The 6,919-nt window shown below is 50.3% G+C and carries 8 protein-coding genes; all 8 read left to right on the forward strand.

All coding sequences use genetic code 11. From position 1 onward, the window contains the following. On the forward strand, positions 1-750 hold a 750-nt coding region (locus M0R47_RS21035), incomplete at its 5' end, for a thiamine pyrophosphate-dependent enzyme (protein ID WP_292558319.1). Beyond that, positions 750-1,241 carry an acetolactate synthase small subunit gene (gene ilvN, locus M0R47_RS21040; protein WP_292558320.1) on the forward strand — a complete coding sequence of 164 codons (492 nt, stop codon included), beginning with the start codon at positions 750-752 and terminating at the stop codon, positions 1,239-1,241. The genes M0R47_RS21035 and ilvN, both read left to right, overlap by 1 nt. Before the next feature lie 114 nt (positions 1,242-1,355). Beyond that, on the forward strand, positions 1,356-2,372 hold the full coding sequence (gene ilvC, locus M0R47_RS21045) for a ketol-acid reductoisomerase (protein ID WP_292558321.1): 1,017 nt from the start codon (positions 1,356-1,358) through the stop codon (positions 2,370-2,372). Positions 2,373-2,710: 338 nt separating this feature from the next. Then, positions 2,711-4,300 carry a class I SAM-dependent DNA methyltransferase gene (locus M0R47_RS21050; protein WP_292558322.1) on the forward strand — a complete coding sequence of 530 codons (1,590 nt, stop codon included), beginning with the start codon at positions 2,711-2,713 and terminating at the stop codon, positions 4,298-4,300. A 60-nt stretch (positions 4,301-4,360) separates the two neighbouring features. Further along, on the forward strand, positions 4,361-4,897 hold the full coding sequence (locus tag M0R47_RS21055) for a transposase (protein ID WP_292558323.1): 537 nt from the start codon (positions 4,361-4,363) through the stop codon (positions 4,895-4,897). After that, positions 4,890-5,024: a hypothetical protein gene (locus M0R47_RS21060; RefSeq protein ID WP_292558324.1), complete on the forward strand. Its 135-nt coding sequence runs from the start codon at positions 4,890-4,892 to the stop codon at positions 5,022-5,024. Before M0R47_RS21055 ends, M0R47_RS21060 begins: the two co-directional genes overlap by 8 nt. Further along, positions 5,021-6,382, forward strand: a complete 1,362-nt coding sequence (locus M0R47_RS21065; protein ID WP_292558325.1) for a restriction endonuclease subunit S — start codon at positions 5,021-5,023, stop codon at positions 6,380-6,382. The genes M0R47_RS21060 and M0R47_RS21065 overlap by 4 nt, the downstream gene beginning before the upstream one ends. Positions 6,383-6,526: 144 nt before the next feature. Further along, positions 6,527-6,919, forward strand: a 393-nt coding sequence (locus tag M0R47_RS21070; protein ID WP_292558326.1) for an ATP-binding protein, incomplete at its 3' end; no start/stop codon positions are given.

Consider the following 6,919-nt stretch of genomic DNA (forward strand, 5'->3'; position numbering starts at 1 on the left):
ATGCTCGAGCTGATCAAGGAAAGCAAAAAGAAGCCATCCAAGAAAGCATTGGAAATCTGGTGGAATCAAATTGAAAAATGGCGGGCGGTTAAATGCCTGGAATATGACCGGGAAAGTCGGCTGATTAAGCCGCAATATGTGATCGAGCAACTGTATGAAGTAACCAAAGGCGATGCCTATATCACCTCGGATGTAGGTCAACATCAGATGTATGCAGCCCAATACTACCCTTTCGACAAACCGCGCCGGTGGATTAACTCCGGCGGCCTGGGCACGATGGGGTTTGGTTTGCCCGCAGCGATTGGCGTTAAATTGGCCTTCCCTGATGCGGATGTTGCCTGCGTTACCGGCGAAGCCAGTATCCAGATGTGCATTCAGGAACTGTCGACCGCTCTGCAATACAACACGCCTATAAAAATCATTAACTTGAACAACCGTTATATGGGCATGGTTCGCCAGTGGCAGGAATTTTCCTACGAAAGTCGTTATTCCCATTCGTATATGGATACTATTCCGGAATTTGTAAAACTGGCTGAAGCTTATGGGCATGTCGGCATGCGTATCGACAAACCCGAGGAAGTCAGACCGGCCCTGGAAGAAGCCTTTGCCATGAAAGACCGCACGGTATTTTTGGATATTATGACCGACAGAACTGAAAATGTTTACCCGATGATTGAATCCGGAAAAGGCCATCATGATATGACCTTAAGAGTAGCGCCAAGCACACCGACAGACAGGGAGCTGGCATAATGAGACATATTATTTCTATCCTGATTGAAAATGAATCAGGTGCATTATCGCGAGTAGCAGGCTTGTTTTCTGCGCGCGGCTACAACATTGAGTCACTGACCGTAGCGCCTACAGAAGACCCCAGCCTGTCGCGAATGACCCTGGTCACCCGCGGCAGCGACGACATCATCGAACAAATCACTAAACAACTGAATAAGCTGATTGATGTGGTTAAACTGATCGATTTAGCCGAATCCGTTCACATTGAACGGGAACTGATGATGGTCAAGATCAAAACCACCGATCATACGCGTGATGAAATCAGAAGTATGGCGGCTATATTCCGCGGCAAAATTATTGATGTTACGCCAACAACATACGTTGTTGAAATGACTGGACCTTCCAGTAAACTGGACGCTTTTATCGCCGCTATCGACATGGACACCATTATTGAAGTCGTTCGCTCAGGGCCGACCGGGATTTCAAGAGGCGAAAAGGGACTGCATTTATAGGATAGGCTGAGGAACGAAGCCCATCGTTCGCGATTGATGCGCTTCGTTTCTCAGCACATCCTACGGTTCCACGATTTGACAACCAACACTTTAAACACAAAAACAGGAAAAACCATGCAAGTTTATTACGACAAAGACGCTGATCTTTCAATCATCAAAGCTAAAAAAGTAGCCATCATCGGTTACGGTTCACAAGGTCATGCACACGCTAACAACTTAAAAGACTCTGGCGTTGAGGTTGTCGTTGGTTTGCGTGCCGGTTCGCCTTCTGTTGCCAAAGCACAGGCGTCCGGCTTGACCGTTAAAGACGTACCAGAAGCTGTTGCAGGTGCGGATTTAGTCATGATCCTGACCCCTGATGAGTTCCAATCTCAACTTTATAAAGCCGAGATTGAACCTAACATCAAAAAAGGCGCGGTGTTGGCATTCGCCCACGGCTTTGCAATTTTGTACAACCAAATTGTGCCGCGCACCGATTTAGACGTAATCATGATTGCACCCAAAGCACCGGGCCACACAGTTCGTTCCGAATTTGTACGCGGCGGCGGCATCCCTGATTTGATCGCCATACACCAGGATTCTTCAGGCAAGGCCAAAGACATTTGTCTGTCTTACGCGTCGGCTATCGGCGGTGGTCGTTCAGGCATCATTGAAACAACTTTCCGCGACGAAACAGAAACTGACTTGTTCGGTGAACAAGCCGTATTATGCGGTGGTGCGGTTGAACTGGTTAAAGCGGGCTTCGAAACACTGGTTGAAGCCGGTTATGCACCGGAAATGGCTTACTTTGAATGTCTGCACGAGTTAAAACTGATTGTTGACCTGATGTACGAAGGCGGCATTGCCAACATGAACTACTCCATATCTAACAATGCCGAGTACGGCGAATACGTTACAGGCCCACGCGTCATCAACGAAGAAAGCCGCTGGGCAATGCGTGAAGCGTTGAAAAACATCAGAAACGGCGAGTACGCCAAGCAATTCATCATGGAAGGCATGACTAACTACCCTGAAATGACTGCCAAGCGTCGCTTGAATGCAGAACATCCTATTGAAGTTGTTGGCGAAAAACTTCGCAGCATGATGCCTTGGATCAAAGCCAACCAGATTGTTGATAAAACTAAAAACTAAAACTTAAATCAGGAAACAATAGCTCGATTCAACAATCGATAACTGTTTCCTGGTTTATCAGTTAAAAAAGCCCATCTTATGATGGGCTTTTTTGTTTTCAGCGATAGCACATCCTGAGCTGGAGGTACAAAGTCAATGGACAAAGCTTCGTGATACTATAGCCACAACTGCACCCAAGTTATCAGAACAGGAAGCGCTAATTTAATCCTTCGACAGGCTCAGGATGAACGGTAAGATTTTGATTTCGTTCGTGGTGAGCTTGTCGAACCATGAACGAAATCATTTTATTCAGCGCTTCCCTAACAACAAAATAATTCAAATTTCTCAAGCAAAAACGCATGATCGAAGACATCAAGAAAACACTCTGGGCCACCGCCGACAAGCTGCGCGCCAACATGGACGCCGCCGAATACAAGCACATCGTGCTTGGCCTGATCTTCGTCAAATACATCTCCGACACCTTCCAGACCCGCCGCGCAGAACTCACGCGCAAGTTTGCAGATAGCCAGGACGACTACTATCTGGATGATGCCGACCAAGAACTGATCAATGAAGAACTTGAAGACCGCGACTACTACAAGGAAGTCAACGTGTTCTGGGTGCCTGAAGCCGCCCGTTGGGAAAGCCTGCGCGCCCAGGCCAAGCAAGCCGACATCGGCAAACGCATCGACGATGCGCTATCGCTGATTGAAAGCGAAAACCCCAAGCTCAAAGGTATCCTCGACAAGCGCTATGCCCGCGTGCAACTACCCGACGGCAAGCTCGGCGAATTGGTCGATCTGGTCTCGCAAATCGGCTTTGGCGAATCGACTGATACCGCCAAAAACCACGCCCGCGATCTGCTCGGCCAGGTGCATGAATACTTCCTTGGCCAGTTCGCCAGCGCCGAAGGCAAGCGCGGCGGGCAGTTCTACACCCCAGCCTCCATCGTTAAAACCCTGGTCGCCGTACTCGCCCCACATCACGGTCAGGTCTATGACCCCTGCTGCGGCTCCGGCGGCATGTTTGTGCAATCGGAAAAATTTATCGAAGCCCACGGCGGCAAGTTGGGCGATGTATCGATTTACGGCCAGGAAGCGAATCCGACCACATGGCGATTGGCCGCGATGAACCTTGCCATTCGCGGTATCGACTTCAATCTGGGCAAAGAACCCGCCGACACCTTCGTGCGCGACCAGCACCCCGACCTGCGCGCCGATTTTGTGCTCGCCAACCCACCGTTCAATATCTCCGACTGGTGGCACGGCAGCCTGGAAGGCGATCCGCGCTGGGTCTACGGTACGCCGCCTCTAGGCAACGCCAACTATGCGTGGCTGCAACACATGCTGTACCACCTCAAGTCCACAGGCCGCGCCGGTATCGTGCTTGCCAACGGCTCGATGTCGTCCAGCCAGAACAGCGAAGGCGACATCCGCCGCGCGATGGTCGAGGCCGACAAGGTCGAAGTCATGATCGCCCTGCCCGGCCAGCTGTTCTTCAACACCCAGATTCCCGCCTGCCTGTGGTTTTTGGTCAAGGAAAAGCGCACCCGCCAAGGCGAAGTCCTGTTCATCGACGCCCGCAAACTCGGCAGCATGATCAGCCGCGTGCAATGCGAATTCACCGATGAAGTCATCGATAGAATCGCCAATACCGTTGCCGCATGGCGTGGCGATTCAAATACCGTTCGCCCTGAGCCTGTCGAAGGGCAGATATACCAGGACATCCCCGGCTACTGCCGCAGCGTCACCCTGGCAGAAATCGCCGAACATGGCCACGTCCTGACGCCTGGTCGCTATGTCGGCGCAGAAGCCGTTGAAGATGATGACGAAAGCTTTGCCGAGAAAATGCAAAAGCTGACCGAGACCCTAGGTGAACAAATGGCGAAAGGCGCGGAACTGGATCAACTGATACGCCAGAAGTTGGGAGGCTTGGGCTATGAGTTTTGACAGACACCCCGTAGGTCGGGTTAGCAGCCTTATCGCGTAACCCGACAACCAATCTCACATATGCAATACAGACGCGCATTCACCCCCGGCGGCTCCTTCTTCTTCACTCTAGTGACGCAAGGAAGAAAACCCATTTTCTCCAACCCCGAAGCAGTCGAAGTCCTGCGCAACGCCTTTCGTAACGTCCGCAAATCGCGTCCATTTGAAATCGATGCAATGGTGGTTATGCCTGATCACGTGCATTGCATTTGGACATTACCGCCCGGCGATGCGGATTTCGCCACCCGTTGGCGATTAATCAAAACCTGGTTTACCAAGCATTGCGACCCGGAGTTACACGGCAGGCGTAACGCATCCCGCCAAGCGCGAGGCGAGCAAGCCATTTGGCAACACCGTTATTGGGAGCATTTGCTTCGTGACGAAATCGATTTCGAACGTCACGTCGATTACATACATTACAACCCGGTCAAACATGGATTAGCATCATCGCCCATAGAATGGCCGTATTCCAGTTTCCAGCGTTATGTCGAAGCCGGTATTTTTCCGCCCGATTGGGGCAAAAACGCCATTGATTTTGCAGGCATAGGTCATGAATAAACCACACAACAAATCACAAACCGTAGGTCGGGTTAGCGATAGCGTAACCCGACAAGCCCCCGATGCACCAAAGACCGAAAATGTCGGGTTACGCTGCGCTAACCCGACCTACAGGGCTGGGGTATGAGTTTTAATTGGCAGACAAAAACGTTGAATGACGTATGTCTTAAAATTACCGATGGTGCTCATAACAGCCCAAAATCAGTAGCGGTTGGAAAGCCAATGGCATCTGTAAAGGATTTAACACGATTTGGCGTCGATCTTTCACTGGCTCGTTTAATCGCGAATGAAGATTTCGAGACCTTAGTCAAACAAGGATGCAAACCTGAAATTGGTGACGTACTAATAGCAAAAGACGGGAATAGTGCGCTTGACACTGTTTGCACAGTCAAGAAATCGCTTGAGGCTGTCGTATTATCTTCGGTCGCAATTTTGCGCCCAGACCCATTACAACTTAACTCTGACTTTCTTAAATATTATTTTTCGTCGATAGATGTGATCGACTACTTGAAGAGTAATTTTATTTCAGGTGCGGCGATTCCAAGAGTAGTGCTACGTGATTTCAAGAAAGCTGAAATAGCAATGCCCCCGTTAGAAATACAGGACGAGATTGCATCAACTCTGAATTCTTTTGACGACCGCATCGCACTGCTACGCGAAACCAACACCACCCTCGAAGCCATCGCCCAGGCCCTGTTCAAATCCTGGTTCGTGGACTTCGACCCCGTGCGCGCCAAACAGCAAGGCCGCGAGCCGGAGGGCATGGATGCCGAAACCGCCGCGCTCTTCCCCGACAGCTTCGAAGAATCAGAACTGGGCTTGGTACCGAGTGGATGGCAATTAGTTCCATTTGGTGAATTGCTTTGCCACACTATTGGTGGCGACTGGGGTGGTGAAGTAGCAGATGAGAAAAACGACACGCGGGTTGCAATTATTCGCGGAACAGATATTCCAAACTTGCACAGCGGAACAAATAATCGAGTACCTGTTCGTTACACATCCCTGAAAAAACTGACATCTCGCAAGTTACAGGATGGCGACATTGTTTTAGAAGTCTCTGGCGGAAGTAAAGATCAACCAACAGGACGTGCATTGTATTTAACTGATGGGCTTCTAGGACAATTCGATTGTCCAGTAGAGCCAGCGAGCTTTTGCCGTTTGCTTCGTCCGAATACTAAGGATATTGGTGTGCTTCTGGCGCAACACCTCACGTATATCTATGCTCAAGGCAAAACGTGGGAGTATCAAAATCAAAGTACAGGAATTAGTAATTTTCAGACGGTTCATTTTTTAGAGACAGAACTTGTAGTGCTACCTCCAGATAATGTGCTTAGAGCTTTTGCCAGCTTGGTAAAACCAATGGTTGACCGTACACATCTGACGCAAATCAAACAATTGGCAGAACTCCGCGACACCTTGCTCCCCCGCCTGATCTCAGGCCAGCTCCGTTTGCCCGAAGCCGAGGCCATGGTGGAGGATTCCTGAGATGCCGACACGGTATTTGGTCAGTAGCTTGCTGATTAATTTCACATTTGGGCAGCGGGCTGCTGCCCAATCTATACATGTCACAGTCGACCTGTATAAAAATGCCGATTTTCTATATATGCAACCGTGATGGAGACGTTCCCCATGACTTCGATGGACCAATTAAATCGCTGGCTAGCTGGTGCTCGTGAAAACGAACACCTGGAATTCAAAGAAGCTAAGCAGCAATACGACACGACCAAACTGTTCCGCTATTGCGTGGCCTTGGCTAATGAGGGTGGCGGTCATCTGGTGCTGGGCGTTAGCGACAAGCCGCCGCGCCGGGTTGTCGGCACACAGGCGTTTCAAAATAGCGGCGAGATCAAGGCGCGGATTCTGAATGCGCTGCGGTTTCGGGTTGAGATTACCGAATTGATCCATCCTGATGGTAGGGTGTTGGTGTTTGAAATTCCGCCGCGCCCGGTCGGAACGCCGTTGCATCATGACGGCGCTTATCTTATGCGAGCCGGTGAAGAACTGGTGCCGATGAGTTCGGAT

Origin of the sequence: Methylobacter sp. (assembly GCF_023227905.1) — a bacterium.
Taxonomy (GTDB): Bacteria; Pseudomonadota; Gammaproteobacteria; order Methylococcales; family Methylomonadaceae; genus Methylobacter_A.